The following is an 18922-nucleotide window of genomic DNA, read 5'->3' as shown; positions in this document are numbered from 1 at the left end:
CACAATACCTCCTTACACAGCACACATTTGGGGAAACCTGATGGCTAAAGAAGGGCGTTTTGCTCATAAAAATATTGGGTCTGAGAAGCTAGTTCGAAATCGCCAGATGCTTCTCGACCGCACCATTATCCAGCTGAAATTAGCGATTTATCAGTGCATCCGCCGTTTAGAGATGCACCAGTTCGCGTTGGAATGCCCGCACCGCAATTTCCTATCTCGCCCACGTGGATCGGGATGTGTATGAGTGGGGCAAGACTATTTGGGAAGGGTAATATGTCTCAGTCCATCACCGTGTTCACAACGATGAAGAACGAAGGCCCGTATATGCTGGAATGGGTCGCGTTCCACAAAACACTCGGCATTGATCATTTTGTGATTTTCACCAACGACTGTGATGACGGAACGGACAAGATTGCTGCAAGATTGCAAGAGCTTGGCTTGGCCACTCATGTCAGCAATGAAGTGAAAGAAGGGGGCAATCCCCAGCACCAGATGCTGCGCCGCGCGCGCCGTCAGCCCAAGGTCAAGGAGGCCGATTGGCTGTTATGTCTGGATGTAGATGAATTCTGGAATATCCGCTGCGGCGACAACGGATTTCATGACCTGATTTCCGAGGTCGAACAAAAGGCAGGTCAACCGGTCGATGCGATATCTCTTGCGTGGAAGTTGTTTGGAAGTTCTGGAAACATCAGTTTCGAAGACAGACCGGTGACAGAGGTATTCTCGATGGGGGATCAAGAGTTCCCCTATCATTCAAGCCGCGCTTTTGGGCTGAAAACGCTGTTCCGAAACAATGGCAAGTTCACTCGGTTTGGTCCGCATCGCCCAAAGGGCTTTGACGAGGAGGTAGCGCCTGACATCGCTTGGTCAGATGCTGGCGGAAAGCTGTTTCCAGCCGATAAAGTCGGTTGGCGGGCGTGGCGCGGGTTCGACCATTCCTTGGGACGCATCCACCACTATTCAGTCCGGTCCATGGACGGGTTTCTTGTCAAGCGCGACCGGGGTAGAACAAACCACATCAAAGTAGATCAGGGGCAAGCTTATTGGCAGGACATGAATGCCAACAAAGAGTCCGACCAATCCATCTTGCCCGCCGCACGCCGCGCCGCACCTCTGCTCGCCGAACTGAAGGCGGATGAAGAGTTGAATGAATTGCACGCGCAGGCTTGCGACTGGCACCGCGCCAAAGTGTCCGAAATCAAGATGCGCCCGGAATGGGTAGAGTTTCGCGTCTGGCTCGCCGATAACCTGATCTGATCATCATGGCCGAAGACCTTTCGAAAGAGCAGCTGAAACCGGAACACCCTGATCGCAAGACAGGGTATGAGCGTATCCTGACGGATCCCGCTCCGCCTTGGTTTGTCGAACTGTACCCCGGCGGCGACGGCACTGGATTCTTTCAGAAACTGGAACGCCACTCGATCCTGTTCCATCAGCGCTACCCAAAGCGTCTGGTAGTCAGCTTCGACAATATCGCCAACGCCAATGACCTATCCTTCGCGCGCGAGCCGTGGGGCTGGAAATTCTTTCGCGACGAAGGGTGGTCCCACATGGGCGTCTTCGCGCGCACCAAAGCGTGGTATCGCGACCCCGAGATCATTTCCTATTTTGAAAACAAGGTCGCCGAGGGGTTCTTTGACCGGTTCGATCAGGTGGTTTTTGCAGGCGCATCGATGGGCGGCTTTGGGGCACTGACCTTTTCGGCGCATGTACCCGGCGCGCATGTGATCGCGTTCAACCCTCAGACAACACTGGATGAACGGCTGGTGCCTTGGGAAACCCGCTATAGGTTCGGCCGCGTACAGGATTGGGATCTGCCAATGAGCGATGCGGCTCAAACTGTTCAGACAGCTGGTAAGGCTTACGTCTTTTACGACCCATTCTTTGATCTGGACCGGCAGCAGGTTCAGCGTCTGCAGGGCGACAACGTGATGTTGCTCAAGACCTGGTTTTCAAACCATTTCGCGGCGCCTATGCTGCGCAAGCTGGATATCCTCAAGCCCGTGATGCTGGGGGCGATGGACGGCTCACTGGATACGGTCGGTTATTACAAGATGATGCGCGCCCGACGTCGCCTGCCTATGTATATTCGGGGGATTGAGGCCATCGGCGCCGAGCGGCACCCTGACTTGGCGGCAAAAGCCCGGCAGCGGTTCCGCCGACTGCGCCGGCAGGCCATGGCCGAGAAGGAAAGGGACGCCTCGTGAGCGCCGCCAAAGGTGTGTTTGTCGGCCAGCGCAAGGACCGCATGGGCGCGCGGTTGCTGATGATGCTGACCTGCATCCGGCTGGCCGAAGATTTCAACACGACCTACCGGGTGAATTGGTTCCCGCAAGGCGCGGACGCGCCCGAGCTGGACCACCCACAAGAGTTGTTCGCGCAGGACTGGATGGATGAACATTTCCTTACTCCCAAGGAGTTCGGAGCCCTTTCGCAGAATGCCTTGCCGATCTGGTCCTTCCAAAGCGACACGTCGCCCGACCGCCTGATTGCGCATCTCAACGCCGGACGGTCGGTGTTGGTCGAGGAAGGTTTCGAGGTGCTGGCCTTCCCGTGGGAGGACGTCGAGACCATCCGGCCAAGGTATCGCGACTTCATTCACCGGGTCGGGTTCACGGAAGAAATACGCGAAATTATGGATTACGCGGATGCCAGGCTGTCAGGGCAGGGCGTATCTGCCTATCACATCCGCCGCGGTGATATTTTGAATGGGTTGCCGTGGAAGCACACGACCTGGCCCGCAAAGATCGAACCCGAAGAACTGTATGAGGCACATCTGGCGAAGAACACCGATAAAGGGGCCATTATGTTCTCGGACCAGCCGGAACTGATTGCCCGGTTTCAGAAACAGTTTCCGCATCTATTGCAGATGTCAGACATTGCTGATGTCTCAGGCATGACGCGAGCAAAGCGGGATTTTCTTGAACTCTACACAATGTCGCGGGCGGATCTGGTAATTGCGCCTGCAGTTTCGGCATTTTCGATGGCGGCCTCACGGATTGCAGGACATCAAAGCAAGGTGTTTCGGGACGTTCTCTCAGAAGACGAACTCAATGCCGCTAACGAGAAAGTCGTTCAGAGACTGTCCAAAGGAGATACGGGGTTTCTAAATCCGTCCGAAGCTGCACACATTTACGCAAAAGCGACGTTTCATCTGTTTGATTTTCGCGCTGAGGATCGCACTGCATTGGCAACGGAGATTGGAAGCCAGATCCTTGAGGCCGGAGCGGACAATGCGTTCCTGCCAGTGTTACAGGCAATTAACCTTTTCTATTTGCGGCGAGGCGACGAAGCATTGCAGATGGCCGATCGGGCGTTGGGAGATATTAACCTCTGGCCCGAGGACCACGCGGTAGCGCGCGCGTTGAGGGCTGCGGTTCTGGGCTCTCAAAAAAAAAGGTGGATGGCGGCACGAGAATTCAGCTTGGCGTTTTGGGCCAAACCTCTGCGGCCGGATGTTACAATTTTTGGGTCGCGCCTGTTGTTCCGTGATCAACTTGCTTTCAGGGCACTGCCACCAATCGACTGGGCTGTTCAGAAATCAATTCGTAGATCTTGGTTCAATTTCAATGCACATGTTGCGCAACGGAAGGTTATTGCCCGCCGTCCGTGTAACTTTGATCTCATTCTTCTGGATTGGTCCGTTCTGTCTCTGGATGAGCGCGCGCGGCGTTTGAAAGGCAACAGAGAACGTCTTTTGGCGCTGCAAGATGGTCTTAAGACCATGAAGAACTTGTCACCAGATGCCCAGTTTTCCGAGGATAGCCCCGAGCACAAAAGTTTGACATCCGTGCTGCAGGTTCGTCTGGGCCGGATGCCAAATGAAAAGGCCATTGATGTTGCGCAATGGGTTTGTACACAACGTCCGGACAATCCTCTTTATCAGAAACGTCTGTCAGAACTATATGAAGCGGAAGGCGACAATTCGCGGGCGCGTTTGGCGATGGCGGATGCATTGGCCTGTGATCCCGGTAATCCGTTTCTGATTTTCGCGATGGGGTGTTTTCTGGACCGGATTGGCGCAGAAGAGCAGGCACATCAACAAATTATGGAAGCAGCCGACATCGACGACAATACAGCGGCAATACAGGGTGCTGCAGGGCAATTATTGCTTCGAAAGGGAGAAAAGGCCAAAGCCCGAAAATACCTGTCCCGGGCGCGTGACCTTTGCCCCAAACTCAAGCGGTTCTCGAACCAACTTAAACGGGCAGGTGGGTAATTGACCGGATTTCCCCTTGGTAGTTCCATTAATTCAACTTAATTTACCGGCAAATTCAGAATGATCCCGATTAGTTCCGGGCAAAAACAACGAACAGGGCAGTCAATCATGACCGATCAGGACCCTCGATATATCAGTGTCACTCCGATGAAGAACGAAGGCCCGTTCGTGCTAGAGTGGGTGGCCCATAACCGTGCGATTGGTATCGACCAGATGGTTGTGATGACCAATGACTGCACCGATGGCACCGATGCCTTGCTGCAACGGTTGGATGAAAAGGGCGTGCTGACGCATATCGACAACAATTCACGCCGCAAAACCAGCCCGCAAAAGCGTGCTTATAATACTTTCCTGAAGATGGAAGTCGCACGCCCGCAGGATTGGGTCGTGGTGATCGACGCCGATGAACATATCAACATCAAGACCGGGGATCATACGCTGCGGGCATTGACCGATGCCATCCCTAACGCCAAGACGATTTCAATGACATGGCGGTTGTTCGGAAACGCAGGTGTCGTGCGGTACGAAGACCGGTTTTTGTCGGATCAGTTCCGACAGGCCGCTCCGGAAAAGATCTACCGACCGCCGCAGGCTTGGGGCTTTAAGACCATGTTCCAGCGTGAGATCTGGGATGGCTTGGGCGTTCATCGTCCCAAAAAGCCGACAGTCGAAACCATTGAAGAGTGCCATTGGTACAACGGGTCGGGTCAGCTGATGCCTGAACGATATTATGACAGAAGCTGGCGATCCGCCCGTGACTCGGTCGGCTATGAGTTCGTGCAGGTCAACCACTATGCTCTGAAATCCTGCGAAAGTTATCTGGTCAAAAAGATGCGCGGTCGCGCTCACCATTTGGGGGAAAGCCTTGGCCTGGAATACTGGAACATGATGAACCAGAACGCTGAGATGAATACCTCGATCGATGTGGTTTTGGATCGCAAACGTGGTTTCTATTACGAAATGCTCTCTGACCCCGAGGTTGCGCGCCTTCATCATGCGTCTTGCGATCTTCACCGCCAACAGATCGCGCAATTGCGTGACCTGCCCGAGATGCAGGACCTCATGCAGCAGATGACCGCAGGTTTCACGGCCAGCCAGCAGGCATGACGCAGCACAGTTCGGGGACAGGAGCTAGGTAATGCTTTGGCTGCACATGGGAATGCCCAAAACTGGCACGACCGCCTTGCAGGGATTTCTGCGCCGGAAACATTCGGTCATGAACGAGATCGGCCTGCATTATATGGAAACCGGCCGGCGTCGGCTGGATGGCGGCACACGTCTGGCGATAAGTCACAACATCGTCGCCTTTCACATCAACCAGAGCGCTGATCCGATGGATCCGTTTCGGTCTGCCATGACCACTGAATACGATGCGCATGCAGATCAGACCTGTGTTGTTTCGTCCGAGATGTTCTATTCCTGCAATCTGAACCGGCTGGCCGAGGTTTTTGCTGATATCCCCTCGCGTGCATTGACGATCACCTACTATTGCCGCCGGTATTCCGATTTCTTCGAGGCGGATTACAAACAGCGGGCCAAGGCAGGGCGGCTGTCCAACGGCGGCACTGAATACATCCGCCAGCAACTTGATCTTATCCGCAACCACCCGGAACGGTTGAGCTTTTCTGCCAAAATCGCCGAAATCCGGACCGCCTTTCCCGGCGTCACCGTTGCTCCGCTTTTGTATGAACGCTCGGGCATGGTGCGGGGCAACGTCGTTGATGATTTCCTGTCGCGGATCGGTACGCCATTGGCGGAGGAGGTTTCAGCAGAAACCGTGTCCAACCCGTCGCAATCCCGCGCGGCGAGCGAAGCTTTTGGTGTCATCTCCCGTGCACTGGGGCGTAAGAAAAGTCGCCAGTTACGCCGAATTTTTGTCGATGATCCCGTCATGGTGCGCCGGAATGATGTTCTGGAACCCGATGAGCGCGCTTGGCTGGACGAATTCCTGGCCAAGCAGGATACCGCCTTTCAGCAAGAGTTCTTTCCCGACAGGCCTGAACTGTTCACCCCGACAAAACTAAGCGATGAGGACAAGATGTTCCGCCGGGATACGCCCGAAGAGTATGAGGCGTTGCGTAAAGCCTCTGAGATCGTGTTCCGTATGGCTTTGGACAGCTGATCGCTATTCCTGCACGACGATTTCCTGGCGCTGTTTTCCGGTCGTCTTGTCAAAAATCAGGATTCGGTTGCCATCGGTCACGACGGCGTACCAGTTGCTGCCGATCGTTACGGCCTGAGCTTTGGCACCATCCGGCAGTTCGATTTGATCGGGCAGGGTAGGGGTTCTGTCCGATAGTCGGATGACAATCAGTGCGAATGTCACTAGAACCCCGCCAATCATCACCGCGGTCAGCAGCATGACCATGCGCCGCAGCAAGCGAAGCTGAGGTGTTTCCTGCGGTTCTTGGGGTTCGGAAGGGACAGTCATGGGCACCCGCCAGATTGAATTTCAGATCGCGGCCGATCCGCCGCCACGCCTTGATAAGGCGCTTTCGCGGGATGTACCAGCGGATGAAAACCTGTCGCGCACCCGTCTGACCCGTCTTATCGAGAACGGTGAGGTGACAATCGACGGTGTCGAAGTCCGGGACCCCAAGGCCAAGGTGGCCGAAGGCGCCTCGGTGTCGATCTCCGTCGCCGAAGCAGAAGAAAGCCATATCGGTCCAGAAGATATCCCGCTGAACGTCGTCTATGAGGACGCGGACCTGATCGTCATCAACAAATCCGCAGGCATGGTCGTTCACCCTGCGCCGGGCTCGCCCAACGGAACGCTGGTCAATGCGTTGCTGCATCATTGTGGCGAGGACCTGTCAGGTGTGGGGGGCGTCAAACGCCCTGGCATCGTGCACCGCATCGACAAAGAGACCAGCGGCTTGCTGGTGGTCGCCAAGTCTGACGCGGCCCATCACGGTCTGGCGGCGCAGTTCGAGGCGCATAGCGTCGAACGCTATTACCGCGCGATTTGCTACGGCGTACCGGATGCGAATGATCCGCGACTGCGCGGCATCAAAGGTGTCAGCTTTGAACCGGGCAATATCATGCGGCTGACCACGCAATTGGCGCGGCACAAAAACGACCGGCAGAAACAAGCGGTTCTGTTCCACGGTGGTCGGCATGCGGTAACTCGTGCGCGGTTGGTCGAGACATTTGGCAACCCGGCAGGCATCGCGCTGATTGAATGTTGGCTGGAAACCGGCCGAACGCACCAGATCCGTGTCCATATGGCCCATGCCGGGCATGGGCTGGTTGGCGATCCGGTGTATGGGGGCAAGCGTAAGCTTGCGGCGAAAGCCTTCAATCCGGTCGCCGCCGAGGCTGTGCGCAGTTTTTCGCGACAGGCGCTGCATGCCGCAATTTTAGGCTTTGAGCACCCTGTGACAGGCGAAACCCTTCGGTTTGAGGCCGATTTGCCAAAAGATATGGAATTTCTGATTGAACAACTGCGCGCGCCGCTGACATAATACGCAAACATACGTGAGTAACGCGTTCTTAGCTTTCCTTTATCAATCGTTAATTTCAAACTGTTAACGGTACCTCTTGAATGGATCGGGACTTATTCCCATATCCCATGTTAACGAAATAAACATTTGTCGGAGGGACATGAATCATGGCAAATTACGCAAATCTCCCCGCGCCGACGCCCGAGGGCGGCCTGAACCGCTATATGCAGGAAATTCGCAAATTTCCGCTGCTTGAGCCGGAAGAAGAGTACATGCTCGCCAAGCGTTGGGTCGAAGAGCAAGACACTGAAGCTGCACATAAAATGGTCACGTCGCACCTGCGATTGGCGGCCAAGATTGCTATGGGCTATCGCGGCTACGGCCTGCCACAGGCCGAGGTGATTTCCGAGGCCAATGTGGGCCTGATGCAGGCGGTCAAAAAGTTTGATCCGGAAAAAGGTTTCCGTCTGGCGACCTATGCAATGTGGTGGATTCGTGCCTCGATCCAGGAATACGTTCTTCGGTCGTGGTCGATGGTCAAGCTGGGCACGACATCGGCGCAGAAAAAGCTGTTCTTTAACCTTCGCAAGGCTAAGGCCCGTATTGGTGCGCTGGAAGAAGGCGACCTGCGTCCTGAAAACGTCAAGCGGATTGCTACTGATCTAGGCGTGACCGAAGCTGAAGTCATCAGCATGAACCGCCGGATGTCTGGTGGTGATGCCTCGCTGAACGCGACCGTCGGGTCCGAGGGCGAAGGCACCATGCAATGGCAGGACTGGCTTGAGGACGAGGATGCCGATCAGGCCGGCGATTACGAAGCCCGCGACGAGCTTGACGCCCGCCGCGAGCTTCTGGCGGCTGCGCTGGATGTCCTGAATGACCGGGAAAAGGACATCCTGACTCAGCGCCGTCTGATGGATCAGCCCGTCACGCTGGAAGAGCTCAGCACGCAGTACAATGTCAGCCGCGAGCGTATTCGTCAGATCGAGGTTCGTGCCTTCGAGAAGCTGCAGAAAAAGATGCGCGAACTGGCTCGTGAAAAGGGCATGCTGGGTACTGTCTGACCCAATTGGTTCAGCCCGCCGTTGTGGCGGGCTGAACTTCTTTAGGCGAAAATAAAGCTGTCTTCGGTCAGATGTCCGGCTCCAACGCCCGTAAGGACAATACTGTCCCCGTCCCCTAGTTCGATGGTGGTCTGGAAGAAGCCGCCGGAGATATCATCCTCGATATCTTCAAACCCGGCGATGCTTTCGTAGCCGGACAAGTCAATCTTGTCCTTTCCGACCCGGAAGTCGACGATCCAATCATCGCCATCCCCGTTTTCAATGACAAACATGTCTTTGCCACGTCCGCCGAACATGATGTCATCATCGGCTCCACCGTCGATCACATCGGCTCCTCTGCCGCCGAATATCGTATCTTCTCCTTCATCACCGCGCAGAATGTCTTTGCCACGACCGCCAAAGATCACATCATTGCCAGCGCCTCCAAGCGCGACATCATTGCCTCGGCCAGTATTGATGACATCATTTCCGCCACCGCCATGCACAAAGTCCTGACCGCGCCCGGTAAAATAGAACTCGTCCGAGTCGTCGCCGAGGATGAAATCGGTGTTCTTCTGACCCAGAATGTCCGTAACCGATACGGGCAGAAGGACTCCGTTTAGGGCGTGAATGATCCCGTTTGTGGCTTCAATATCGGTTTGGATGATACCCGGATCGGCGATGCCGTCATCTGCATCGCCCAAACTTGGTGGGTCGCTTTGAAGGTTCAACTCAACCGATGAACCCTGCAACGTTTCGATCTGGGCGCCGTCGCCCAGGCCGGCGACAGCAGCCAGGTCGAATTCCCCGTTCACCACATGATATTTCAGAACCTCTGTCAGCAGGGGGATGGGATCCCCTCCGCCCAACAGGGTCAGCGCCTTGACGATGTGCCCCAACGCGCCTGCTTCGTCCGAACCCGCATAGCCCAATGCCTGGGCAAGTCCGATAAAGGCGGCGTCGGTCGGGGCGAAAACCGTAAGGCTGGCCTCGGGGTCATCCAGTGCCCCAGCAAGGCCGGCGGCAACAACGGCCTCGCGCAAGATGTCAAAATCTCCGTTGTTGTCATCGAACGAGCCGACGGCTCCGCTCATCAACACGGTTCCTGTAATTGTCTCTGTCGGTGTTGGCATGTCTGGCAATCTCCCACCCAGTTGGTCACAACATCAATCCCGGGTGCTTTGAGCGGACAATGCCGATTACCCGGTGACATAGTTGCTACGGCGCAGACAATGAAACGGATCAAGAAATTCTCAGGTTTACGTGCACTGATGGACGGAAAACACCACGAAACCCCTGACTTTAAAGCGATTCCCTGATAGAGACGGCACAAGCTAACAAAGGATGAGGCGGCGGTATGCAGCAACCTGTTCAATGGGGCGTTCTTGGCGCCGCGAAATTCGCACGACAGTTCATGGCGCCGGCAATTCACGCGGCGGACGGGGCCCGGTTGGCAGGTCTCGCCACGTCGGACGCAGCCAAGGCTGAGCCGTTCCAGCAGTACTGCCCTGATCTGACGGTTTATGGCAGCTATGACGCCCTTTTGGCCGATCCCAAGATCGACGCGGTCTATATCCCGCTGCCCAACCATCTGCATGTCGAATGGAGCCTCAAGGCGCTGGACGCGGGTAAGCATGTTCTGTGTGAAAAGCCCATGGCCATGTCCGCGCCCGAGTTTGATGCGCTGATCGAAAGGAGGGATCAGACCGGTTTGCTGGCGGCCGAAGCCTACATGATTGTGCACCACCCGCAGTGGCATTTCGTTCGACAACTGATTGCGGATGGGGCCATTGGAAAGCTCGTGCATGTGACGGGCGCGTTCAGTTTTGACAACCGCGCAGACACCGGAAACATCCGTAACCGGGCCGAAACCGGGGGCGGTGGGTTGCGCGACATTGGCGTTTATGTAATCGGCAGCGCCCGGTTCGCCACCGGGCAAGAACCGGTCTCGGTACAATCTGCAATCCGCTGGGAAGACGGCATTGATGCCTTCACCGAAATACGCGCGCAATTCCCTGAATTCACCTATTCCAGCTACGTCTCGATCCGGATGCACCCGCATCAGGAAATGGTGTTCCATGGCGAGGGTGGCGTGATCCGCCTGACCGCGCCCTTCAACGCGCGTGTTTTTGGTGAGGCGCGGGTGGAACTGCACCGTCCGGGTCTTGAGGTTCAGGTCACGCGATTCCCGGGCGACGATCACTACAAGCTTCAGGTCGAGGCGTTTTGCCAGTCAGTCCGCGACGGGGCTGATTACCCATGCCCGCTGGAATTCTCGAAGGGTACGCAGGCAATGATTGACAGGGTGTTCGAGGGCGCAGTCGCCCTCTGACTTGCCACGCAGCGCTCGGCTGGACTAATCTGGCTGTCACCTGTTCAGGAGGGAGACCATGGCAGGCGGTTGGGCGCGTGATGGCGCGGTGAGCGAACAGATTGAAGCGTCCATTACGGACGAACTGGCCCGGATGCAGGCGCAAAAGCGGCCTGTCGGGGAAAGCCTGACCCATTGCGCCGAATGTGAAGAGCCGATTCCAGAAAAGCGACGGATCGCCATTCCCGGTGTTAAACTTTGCCTGGATTGCCAACAGGATCGGGACAGCTCATTCCAGGCGCGTGGCGGAATCAATCGGCGCGGTTCTAAAGACAGTCAGTTGAAGTAAGCGGGGCACAAGGATGCCCGACACCAAAGAGAAGCAGCCACTCTTGCAAAACGGGCTGGTTCTTGGGTTTCTTGCGGCTTTCCTGTGGGGCACGCACAGCGTCATAGTCCGCTACCTGACCAGCGATCTGGGAGGGCTGCAAATTGCGGTAACGCGCCTGTTCATCGCAGCTATCGCTATTTATTGCATGCTGCGCGTGATGCGGGTCGCTGTTTCGATCCGGTTGAATGACTGGAATTTTCGGCTGGCCGTTCTGTCCACCGTGGTCAACTACATCCTGTTCCATATCGGGCTTGAACATACCGGTGCAGCCAATGCCATGGTTCTTGAGAACACGGCGCCATTCTTTGTGCTGATCTTCTTGTATTTCTTTGCGGACACGCCCGTTACGCGCACAGACATACTTGCCACGGGGTTGGCGATTTTCGGCGTCTTCCTAACGGTTTATCAGGATTTCCAAGGCGGTGGAGAGCCCCTGTTCGGGGACTTGCTTGAAATTGGCGCAGGGCTAAGCTGGGCGGTTTTCCTAATCTCAAGCAGCCGGGCGATGCGAAATTCTGAAACGACCGGAGAACGTCTGAACTTCCTATTTGGGATATTCTTGTGCTCGGGTGTGCTATTGGTCCCGCTGGCCGCATTTTCACTACAAATACCAACAGCCAACGATGCCGTGTTCCTGATTTTGTTGGGGGTGCTGCCGACCGCTTTGGCCTACTACCTCTGGTACGAGGCCGCCGCGCGGGTCTCGACGTTGACTGCGACCTTGATGTTCGCCGCATCCGTGGTGTTTACGTTCATCAACTCAGCCCTGTTTCTGGGGGCCGCAATCACGCCGGTCGCGGCCCTAGGGGCTGTGTTGATTGTGGTCGCCATTTTCCTGACGACCAAAAGCCAGAAGTGACTAGTTTTCCATCGCTTCCAGCTCGTCGATAAAGCCGGAAATCATCGACAGACCCTTGTCCCAGAATTTGGGATCGCTTGCATCCAATCCGAACGGTGCCAGCAGTTCCTTGTGGTGTTTGGACCCACCAGCGCGCAACATTTCGAAATACTTGTCTTCGAACCCGTCCGCACCGCTTTCGTAGACCGAATATAGCGCGTTCACCAAACCGTCACCGAACGCATAAGCGTAGACGTAGAACGGTGAATGGACGAAGTGCGGGATATAGGCCCAGAAGGTCTCGTACCCATCCATGAATTCAAATGCGGGCCCAAGGCTTTCGGCCTGTACGCTCATCCACAAAGCGTTGATGTCATCCGGGGTCAGCTCACCCTCGCGGCGGGCCGCATGCAGCTTGCATTCAAAGTCGTAAAAGGCGATCTGACGTACGACCGTGTTGATCATATCCTCGACCTTGCCGGCCAGCAGCACTTTGCGCTGTTCTGGGGTTTCGGCCTTGTCCAACATCTTGCGGAAGGTCAGCATTTCACCAAAGACCGAAGCCGTCTCTGCCAACGTCAGTGGGGTAGAAGACAGCATCTCGCCCTGATCGGCCGCCAGAACCTGGTGGACGCCGTGCCCCAACTCATGCGCCAGTGTCATCACGTCGCGCGGTTTGCCCAGATAGTTGAGCATCACGTATGGATGAACCTCGGTGACGGTCGGATGCGCAAACGCGCCCGGAGCTTTACCGGGCTTCACGGCCGCGTCGATCCAGCCTTTCGAGAAGAAGGGCGCTGCAATCTCACCCATGCGGGGATCGAAGGCATTGTAGGCATCCATCACCGTCTTTTCCGCTTCATCCCAATCAACGATGCGGGTGTCTTCCATCGGCAGCGGAGCGTTACGATCCCAGACCTGCATGACATCCAGACCCAGCCATTTGCGTTTCAGCTCGTAGTAGCGATGGCTGAGCTTAGGGTAGGCGGCCACGACCGCCTCGCGCAGGGCTTCGACCACTTCGGGTTCCACGTCATTAGACAGGTGACGACCGGTCTGAGCGGTCGGCATGTTGCGCCAGCGGTCGACAATTTCCTTTTCCTTGGCCTGCGTGTTGTGGACGCGGGCAAAGGTCTTGATGTTGTCCTGAAACACATTGGCCAACTCGCGCGCGGCCGCTTCGCGTTTGGCGCGATCCTGTTCCGTCAGCAGGTTCAGGGTGCCTTCGATATTCAGCTCTTCGCCATCAACTGTGAAGGTCAGGCCAGCAATGGTCTCGTCGAACAACCGCTCCCACGCGTCGCCCACAACGCCGAGGTCGTGCAGGAATTTCTCAAGCTCGTCAGACAGTTGGTAGGGTTTCATCGCGCGGATTCGGCGGAAGACAGGCTCGTACCGCGCCAGATCGGCATTCACATCGAAATGCGCCTTCAGGACATCATCGTCGATGCGGTTGATCTCAAGCGTGAAGAACACCAGCGGGGTGGTGAAGATGGTGATCTTTTCCTGCATGTCGGACAGGAACTTGGCACGCTCGGCATCTGTGGTCAGCTGATAGTAGCGCAGGCCGGCAAACGACATGATGCGACCGGCGATTGAATTGATCTTCTCATTGCGCTCGACGCAGGTCAGCAGACCTGCAGCATCCAGATCAGCCAGCTTACCCTCGTAGTCTTCGGCAAACGAGGCGCATTCCTTTTCCAACCAGTCCAGATCGCGGGACAGTTCGGGCGCGTCCTCTGAGGTGTAGAGATCGGTCAGATCCCATTCCGGCAGGTTGCCCAGATTGCCGGCACCTCCGGCAGCATTTGCGTCTCGGACGGGAAAGGGAAGGTCGCGCATGGATCACCTCGATAATAGCTTTCGCCAACATCTAGGCGCGCGAGACGGGGATCACAAGCGGTGCGTGATCAGACTTCGGAAGACAGAACCGGTTCCGGCACCGCGTCAGTTTGCGCGGCTTTGAAATGAGCGGCCAACTGGTCAAAGACCGGCCCGCGCACGTCGGGCGCTTCCATCAGAACTTCGTGCTCGCCATCCGGGATTTCGACCAAAGTGCCACTCGGCCAGTTCGCCATGCGGGCGCGGATAGCCTTGCGATCGACAATCTGTTCATGGCTGCCCAGAAAGGTAAGACACGGCGTATCCGGTGCGGTCTGGTCCATCAACCATACGCATTCATCCAACGCTTCGCGCAGCCAGATTGTCGAAGGCGCGCCAAGCGCCAGCTCGGGCTGTGCAGCCAGTTGATCTTTCATCATCTGGAACATGTCCGGATCGCGGGTCAGTACATTACCCTCGAACGGTTGGGAGGCCACATAGCTTTCCAAGGATGTGGTCGGTGGTGTTTTTTCCCCCAACCCGATCCTAGGCCCCCAATAGGCTGTCAGACGGCTGAGCGGTTTCATGATCGGGGTAAAGAAAATGCCCCACATCGGCCCGGTAAAGGCACAGGCGGCAAAGCAGTTCTTTTCCAAAGCCGCGCGCATACCAATAGCCCCGCCCATGGAATGTCCGATCACGAACCAAGGCTTCGGCAGGTTCAGTTCGGTTGCCAGGTCCAGCGTGGCCTGAACGTCCTGTTGATAGTCCGTGAACTGCTCGACATGCCCGACGCGCGGGTCATCCAGTAGCCTGTCGGCCAGACCCTGACCGCGCCAGTCGACAGCCAGGAAGGCAAAGCCGCGGCCAGTGAATTCGGCCGCGCAATTGCCGTACTTCTCGATGTATTCGGTGCGGCCGGGGAACATCATCACCGTGCCGCAGGCATCGCCTTCGGGCGGCCAGTGGCCCACCCGAATGCGTGTGTTGTCCGCTGTGTTCAGCCAATGAGCCTGACCACCGGCGGGGACGCCGGCCATGTCTGCAAAGAAAGGGGCCGGCGACAGATCCATCAGGCCAGTGCCGATGCCAGTTGCATGGCAACGCCCATGTCACCATCTACGGTCAGCTTACCCGACATGAACGCGCCGGTAGGGTTCAACTCGCCGCTGAGGATCTGTTCGAACGTGTCTGCGTCCGCGCTCATGGTGACGTCCGTTTCTTCATCACTGACGCGCGCGCCGCTTGCGTCCAGAACGATCGAGCCCAGATCGGCGATGGCAAATTTTGCCGATGCGGTAAAATCGCCGCCCGACAGTTTTTCGTTCAACGCGGCTGCCGCTTTTTCCAGAGTGTCGCTCATGATTCTCCTCACTATGTTTGTGCGCCGGGAATGGACATCCGCGGGCGCAGCGCTACACTGAACGTTGTTATGAGCATTGCAAGCACCAATCTCAAAGGTATCGTCGCGGCAACAGCGCTTCTAGTCACGTTTTCCATTCCTTCTTTCGCCCAAACGGCGGATTCCAAGGATGAAGAACAGCTATTGTTGCAACTGTCGCAGGCAACCCCCGAACAGGCGATGACCATAGATCGTCAGCTCAAGGCGCTGTGGGCACAGTCTGGCTCGGCCTCGGCGGATCTGTTGCTTGAGCGCGGGCGCGAGGCATTAGAGGATGGCGACTCCCTGACCGCGATCCAGCATCTGACTGCGCTAACAGATCACGCGCCGCAATTCGCCGAAGCCTGGCACGTGCGGGCATCGGCCTTTTTTGGGATCGAACGTTTCGGTATGGCTGCGGCTGATCTGGAATACGCCCTGACGCTGAACCCCAACAACTACGAGGCTATCTACGGATTGGGACTGATTTTTGAGATCATCGATCGACCCGACAAAGCGCTGGACGCTTACGAGCGTGCTTTAGCTATACATCCCCATCACGAAGAAGTAACCAATGCCGTGAATCGACTGAAGCCCCGGGTCGAGGGCTCGGCCCTCTAATAAGCTGGGGCAGGGGGCAAAGGTGAGCGGGTCATCCCGAATCGTGGCCGTACTGGGCCCGACCAACACAGGTAAAACCCATTACGCGATCGAGCGGATGCTGGGGCACCGGACAGGTGTAATCGGCCTGCCGCTGCGTCTGCTGGCGCGCGAGGTCTATGACAAGATCGTCGCGATCCGCGGGCCGTCGGTCGTTGCCCTTGTCACGGGTGAAGAACGGATCGTTCCGCCGCGTGCTAAATACTGGGTCTGTACCGTTGAGGCGATGCCCGAAGGTATGGGCGCAGATTTTGTGGCCATCGACGAAATCCAGCTGTGCGCTGACCCCGAGCGCGGTCATGTATTTACTGATCGCCTGCTGCGGTCGCGAGGCACGAGTGAGACGTTGTTTCTGGGCGCTGACACCATGCGTGGGCCTATTGCAGCGCTGGTGCCAGAAGCGCAGTTTGTGCGCCGCGATCGCATGTCGCAACTGGTTTATTCCGGCTCGAAAAAGATCAGCCGCATGCCCGCGCGCAGTGCCATCGTCGGATTTTCGGTCGATAACGTCTATGCCATTGCCGAGCTTCTGCGCCGCCAAAAGGGTGGGGCAGCGGTGGTCATGGGTGCTCTTAGCCCGCGCACCCGGAATGCGCAGGTCGAGCTGTACCAGAATGGTGAGGTGGACTACCTCGTTGCAACCGACGCCATCGGTATGGGTTTGAACCTTGATGTGAACCACGTGGCGTTTTCGTCTCTGACCAAGTTTGACGGCCGGCGTATGCGGCTTCTGGCGCCCAATGAACTGGCCCAGATCGCAGGCCGGGCAGGGCGCGGGATGTCGGATGGCACCTTTGGCGTGACCGGTGAAGCCCCACCGCTGGACGACGGGGTGGCGCAGGCGATCATGGACAGCCGGTTCACGCCGATGAAAAAGCTGAATTGGCGAAATGCCGCTTTGCGATTTGGCTCGGTTGAGGCCCTTATCGACTCGCTTGAGGTTAGCCCTGACAGCGAACATCTGATCAAGGCCCGACCCGCAGACGACCTGAACGCACTGAAATCGCTGTCTCAGGATGCCGAGGTTATCGCCCGTGCCAGCGATGGCTCTTCCGTCCGATTGCTGTGGGATGTGTGCCGAATCCCCGATTTTCGCGGTATCAGCCACGCGGAGCACGCCAGCCTGCTTGAGGTGATCTATGGTCATCTGCATGAACGCGGCGCTATCCCTGACGAGTTCATGGCGCGGCAAATCCGCCGCATCGACAAAACAGATGGGGATATTGATGCACTGTCCAAAAGGTTGGCATATATTCGCACCTGGACATATGTTGCGCAACGAAACGGATGGGTGCGTGACGAATCACATTGGCGCGCGGAAACGCGCATTGTAGAAGACAGGCTGTCGGACGCTCTGCATGATCGTTTGACTCAGAGATTTGTGGACCGGCGCACGTCAGTGTTGTTGCGCCGGCTCAAACAGAAGGAGGCCCTTTTGGCCGAAGTAAATGACAAGGGTGAAGTGACCGTCGAAGGAGAATTCGTCGGTCGTCTGGAAGGGTTCCGGTTTACCCCGGACAAAAGCGCACAGGGAACCGAGGCGAAAGCTTTGAAATCGGCCTCTCTGCAAGCACTCGCACCGCAATTCCATCTGCGTGCAGACCGCTTCTACAACGCGCCCGATACCGAAATTGATTTTACCGATCAGGGTGGCCTGATGTGGGGCGAGTATGCTGTTGGCAAGTTGGTTGCCGGGGCAGAGCCTCTCAAGCCGATGGTCGAGGTTTTTGTGGATGAGGCCGCAGGCCCGGATGTCGAACAGAAAGTGCAGCGCCGTTTGCAGCACTTCATCGACCGCAAGGTTGCGGCGTTGTTCGAGCCGCTGCTGAACCTGTCGCGCGATGAAGAGTTGTCAGGTCTGGCCAAAGGGTTCGCCTTCCGCATGGTTGAAGGGCTGGGCGTTCTGCCCCGCGCAGGTGTTGCGCAAGAGGTCAAAGATCTGGATCAGGACGCCCGTGGAGCCCTGCGCAAGCACGGTATCCGGTTTGGTCAGTTCACAATCTTCATGCCGCTTCTGCTGAAACCCGCGCCTACGCGTTTGCGTCTGGTTCTTTGGGCGCTGGCCGGTGGATTGCAGGAATTCCCTGACGCGCCGCCTCCGGGTCTGGTCACTGTTCCGGTCGCCAAAGGTGCGCCCGAGGGCTACGATACCATGTGCGGTTACCGCGATGCCGGTGAGCGTTCGATCCGCATCGACATGCTGGAACGTCTGGCAGACATGCTGCGTGCCGAAGACAGCCGGGGTGGTTTCGAGGCCAAGCCCGATATGCTGTCGATCACCGGCATGACGCTTGAGCAGTTCGCGGATCTGATGCAAGGGCTGGGCTACAAGGCCGAGCGCGGTGAGCGAGAGAAGGTCAAAGCCGCACCGGTCGAGGTCGAAAAGCCCGCGACTGACGTTACGGAACAGCCTGCCGCCGAAGAAACCCCGGCGCCCGAGGCAGAAGGCGAAGAGGTCGTTGCGACCGCCGAGGCGCCAGCCGAGGCCACCGAAAGCACCGAGGCGGTAGCCGAGGCTCCGGCAACCGAACCCGCCTCAGATGAGACCGAAGTTGAGGTGTTCTACACTTTCACCTGGGGTCGTCAGCGTCCAGCCAATCGCGCTCCGCGTCGTGAACAGCGGCAAGGGCAGGGGCCGGGCAAAGGCAAACCGCGCGGCAAACCGCAGGATGGTCGCGGCAAACCGCAGGGCAAGAAGGGTGGCAAACCGCAAGGTGGCAAGACCTTCTCGTCCCGTCCACCCCGGAAGGAAAAGGCGATCGATCCCGATAACCCGTTTGCAGCAGCGCTTATGGGTTTGAAGGACGGCAACTGA

At 57.0% G+C, this 18922-nt stretch carries 18 protein-coding genes; 13 read left to right on the top strand and 5 right to left on the bottom strand.

Features of this window, described 5'->3' with window-relative positions:
* The first annotated feature begins 40 nt into the window (after positions 1-40).
* The 6 genes from AC2FFP_RS06300 (at position 41) to AC2FFP_RS06275 (ending at position 6341) form a co-directional block, all read left to right on the top strand.
* Positions 41-244 carry a hypothetical protein gene (locus AC2FFP_RS06300; protein WP_496880823.1) on the top strand — a complete coding sequence of 68 codons (204 nt, stop codon included), beginning with the start codon at positions 41-43 and terminating at the stop codon, positions 242-244.
* A gap of 29 nt (positions 245-273) precedes the next feature.
* Complete coding sequence (locus AC2FFP_RS06295; protein ID WP_496722247.1) at positions 274-1257, top strand: glycosyltransferase family 2 protein; 984 nt, start codon at positions 274-276, stop codon at positions 1255-1257.
* Between the two features lie 5 nt (positions 1258-1262).
* Positions 1263-2207 carry a hypothetical protein gene (locus AC2FFP_RS06290; RefSeq protein WP_496880822.1) on the top strand — a complete coding sequence of 315 codons (945 nt, stop codon included), beginning with the start codon at positions 1263-1265 and terminating at the stop codon, positions 2205-2207.
* Positions 2204-4219, top strand: coding sequence for a hypothetical protein (locus tag AC2FFP_RS06285; protein ID WP_496843990.1), 2016 nt, complete (start codon positions 2204-2206; stop codon positions 4217-4219). The genes AC2FFP_RS06290 and AC2FFP_RS06285 overlap by 4 nt, the downstream gene beginning before the upstream one ends.
* A gap of 108 nt (positions 4220-4327) precedes the next feature.
* Positions 4328-5326 carry a glycosyltransferase family 2 protein gene (locus tag AC2FFP_RS06280; protein WP_496766781.1) on the top strand — a complete coding sequence of 333 codons (999 nt, stop codon included), beginning with the start codon at positions 4328-4330 and terminating at the stop codon, positions 5324-5326.
* A 31-nt stretch (positions 5327-5357) separates the two neighbouring features.
* The gene (locus AC2FFP_RS06275) at positions 5358-6341 is read left to right on the top strand and encodes a hypothetical protein (RefSeq protein WP_496766780.1); all 984 of its coding nucleotides are present in this window, start codon (positions 5358-5360) and stop codon (positions 6339-6341) included.
* 3 nt (positions 6342-6344) lie between these two features.
* Here AC2FFP_RS06275 and AC2FFP_RS06270 read toward each other — a convergent pair whose 3' ends face one another.
* Positions 6345-6650 (bottom strand): DUF6476 family protein, encoded by a 306-nt coding sequence (locus AC2FFP_RS06270; RefSeq protein WP_496738744.1) that lies wholly within the window; start codon positions 6648-6650, stop codon positions 6345-6347.
* On the opposite strand from AC2FFP_RS06270, the gene AC2FFP_RS06265 reads away from it, so the two are divergent.
* Positions 6649-7683: an RluA family pseudouridine synthase gene (locus tag AC2FFP_RS06265; protein WP_496880821.1), complete on the top strand. Its 1035-nt coding sequence runs from the start codon at positions 6649-6651 to the stop codon at positions 7681-7683. The two genes, AC2FFP_RS06270 and AC2FFP_RS06265, sit on opposite strands and share 2 nt — an antisense overlap.
* A gap of 146 nt (positions 7684-7829) precedes the next feature.
* Complete coding sequence (gene rpoH, locus AC2FFP_RS06260) at positions 7830-8726, top strand: RNA polymerase sigma factor RpoH (protein WP_058273882.1); 897 nt, start codon at positions 7830-7832, stop codon at positions 8724-8726.
* A gap of 41 nt (positions 8727-8767) precedes the next feature.
* Here rpoH and AC2FFP_RS06255 read toward each other — a convergent pair whose 3' ends face one another.
* A complete protein-coding gene (locus tag AC2FFP_RS06255) occupies positions 8768-9838 on the bottom strand; it encodes a fasciclin domain-containing protein (protein WP_496880820.1) in 1071 nt (356 codons plus the stop codon).
* A gap of 224 nt (positions 9839-10062) precedes the next feature.
* Here AC2FFP_RS06255 and AC2FFP_RS06250 point away from each other — a divergent pair, with 224 nt between their 5' ends.
* Genes AC2FFP_RS06250 through AC2FFP_RS06240 form a run of 3 tightly spaced genes read left to right on the top strand, consistent with a single transcriptional unit; the run spans position 10063 to position 12266 of the window.
* A complete protein-coding gene (locus AC2FFP_RS06250) occupies positions 10063-11037 on the top strand; it encodes a Gfo/Idh/MocA family protein (RefSeq protein WP_496880819.1) in 975 nt (324 codons plus the stop codon).
* A gap of 58 nt (positions 11038-11095) precedes the next feature.
* Positions 11096-11365 (top strand): DksA/TraR family C4-type zinc finger protein, encoded by a 270-nt coding sequence (locus AC2FFP_RS06245; protein WP_472723549.1) that lies wholly within the window; start codon positions 11096-11098, stop codon positions 11363-11365.
* Between the two features lie 13 nt (positions 11366-11378).
* Entirely contained in the window at positions 11379-12266 is an 888-nt protein-coding gene (locus AC2FFP_RS06240; protein ID WP_496722269.1) for a DMT family transporter, read from the top strand.
* Here the strand turns inward: AC2FFP_RS06240 and AC2FFP_RS06235 are convergent, their stop codons facing one another.
* From AC2FFP_RS06235 to AC2FFP_RS06225, 3 genes are all read right to left on the bottom strand, one after another.
* On the bottom strand, positions 12267-14087 hold the full coding sequence (locus tag AC2FFP_RS06235; protein ID WP_496880818.1) for a M3 family oligoendopeptidase: 1821 nt from the start codon (positions 14085-14087) through the stop codon (positions 12267-12269).
* Between the two features lie 68 nt (positions 14088-14155).
* The gene (locus AC2FFP_RS06230; RefSeq protein ID WP_496880817.1) at positions 14156-15139 is read right to left on the bottom strand and encodes an alpha/beta fold hydrolase; all 984 of its coding nucleotides are present in this window, start codon (positions 15137-15139) and stop codon (positions 14156-14158) included.
* A complete protein-coding gene (locus tag AC2FFP_RS06225; protein ID WP_496738736.1) occupies positions 15139-15429 on the bottom strand; it encodes an SCP2 sterol-binding domain-containing protein in 291 nt (96 codons plus the stop codon). Before AC2FFP_RS06225 ends, AC2FFP_RS06230 begins: the two co-directional genes overlap by 1 nt.
* A 69-nt stretch (positions 15430-15498) precedes the next feature.
* On the opposite strand from AC2FFP_RS06225, the gene AC2FFP_RS06220 reads away from it, so the two are divergent.
* Positions 15499-16068, top strand: coding sequence for a tetratricopeptide repeat protein (locus AC2FFP_RS06220; protein WP_496880816.1), 570 nt, complete (start codon positions 15499-15501; stop codon positions 16066-16068).
* Between the two features lie 22 nt (positions 16069-16090).
* Positions 16091-18922, top strand: a complete 2832-nt coding sequence (locus AC2FFP_RS06215; RefSeq protein ID WP_496766756.1) for a helicase-related protein — start codon at positions 16091-16093, stop codon at positions 18920-18922.

The sequence above is a fragment of the Ruegeria sp. YTSC004 genome (genome assembly GCF_059609805.1).
This window is presented reverse-complemented; position numbering and strand designations above follow the sequence as displayed.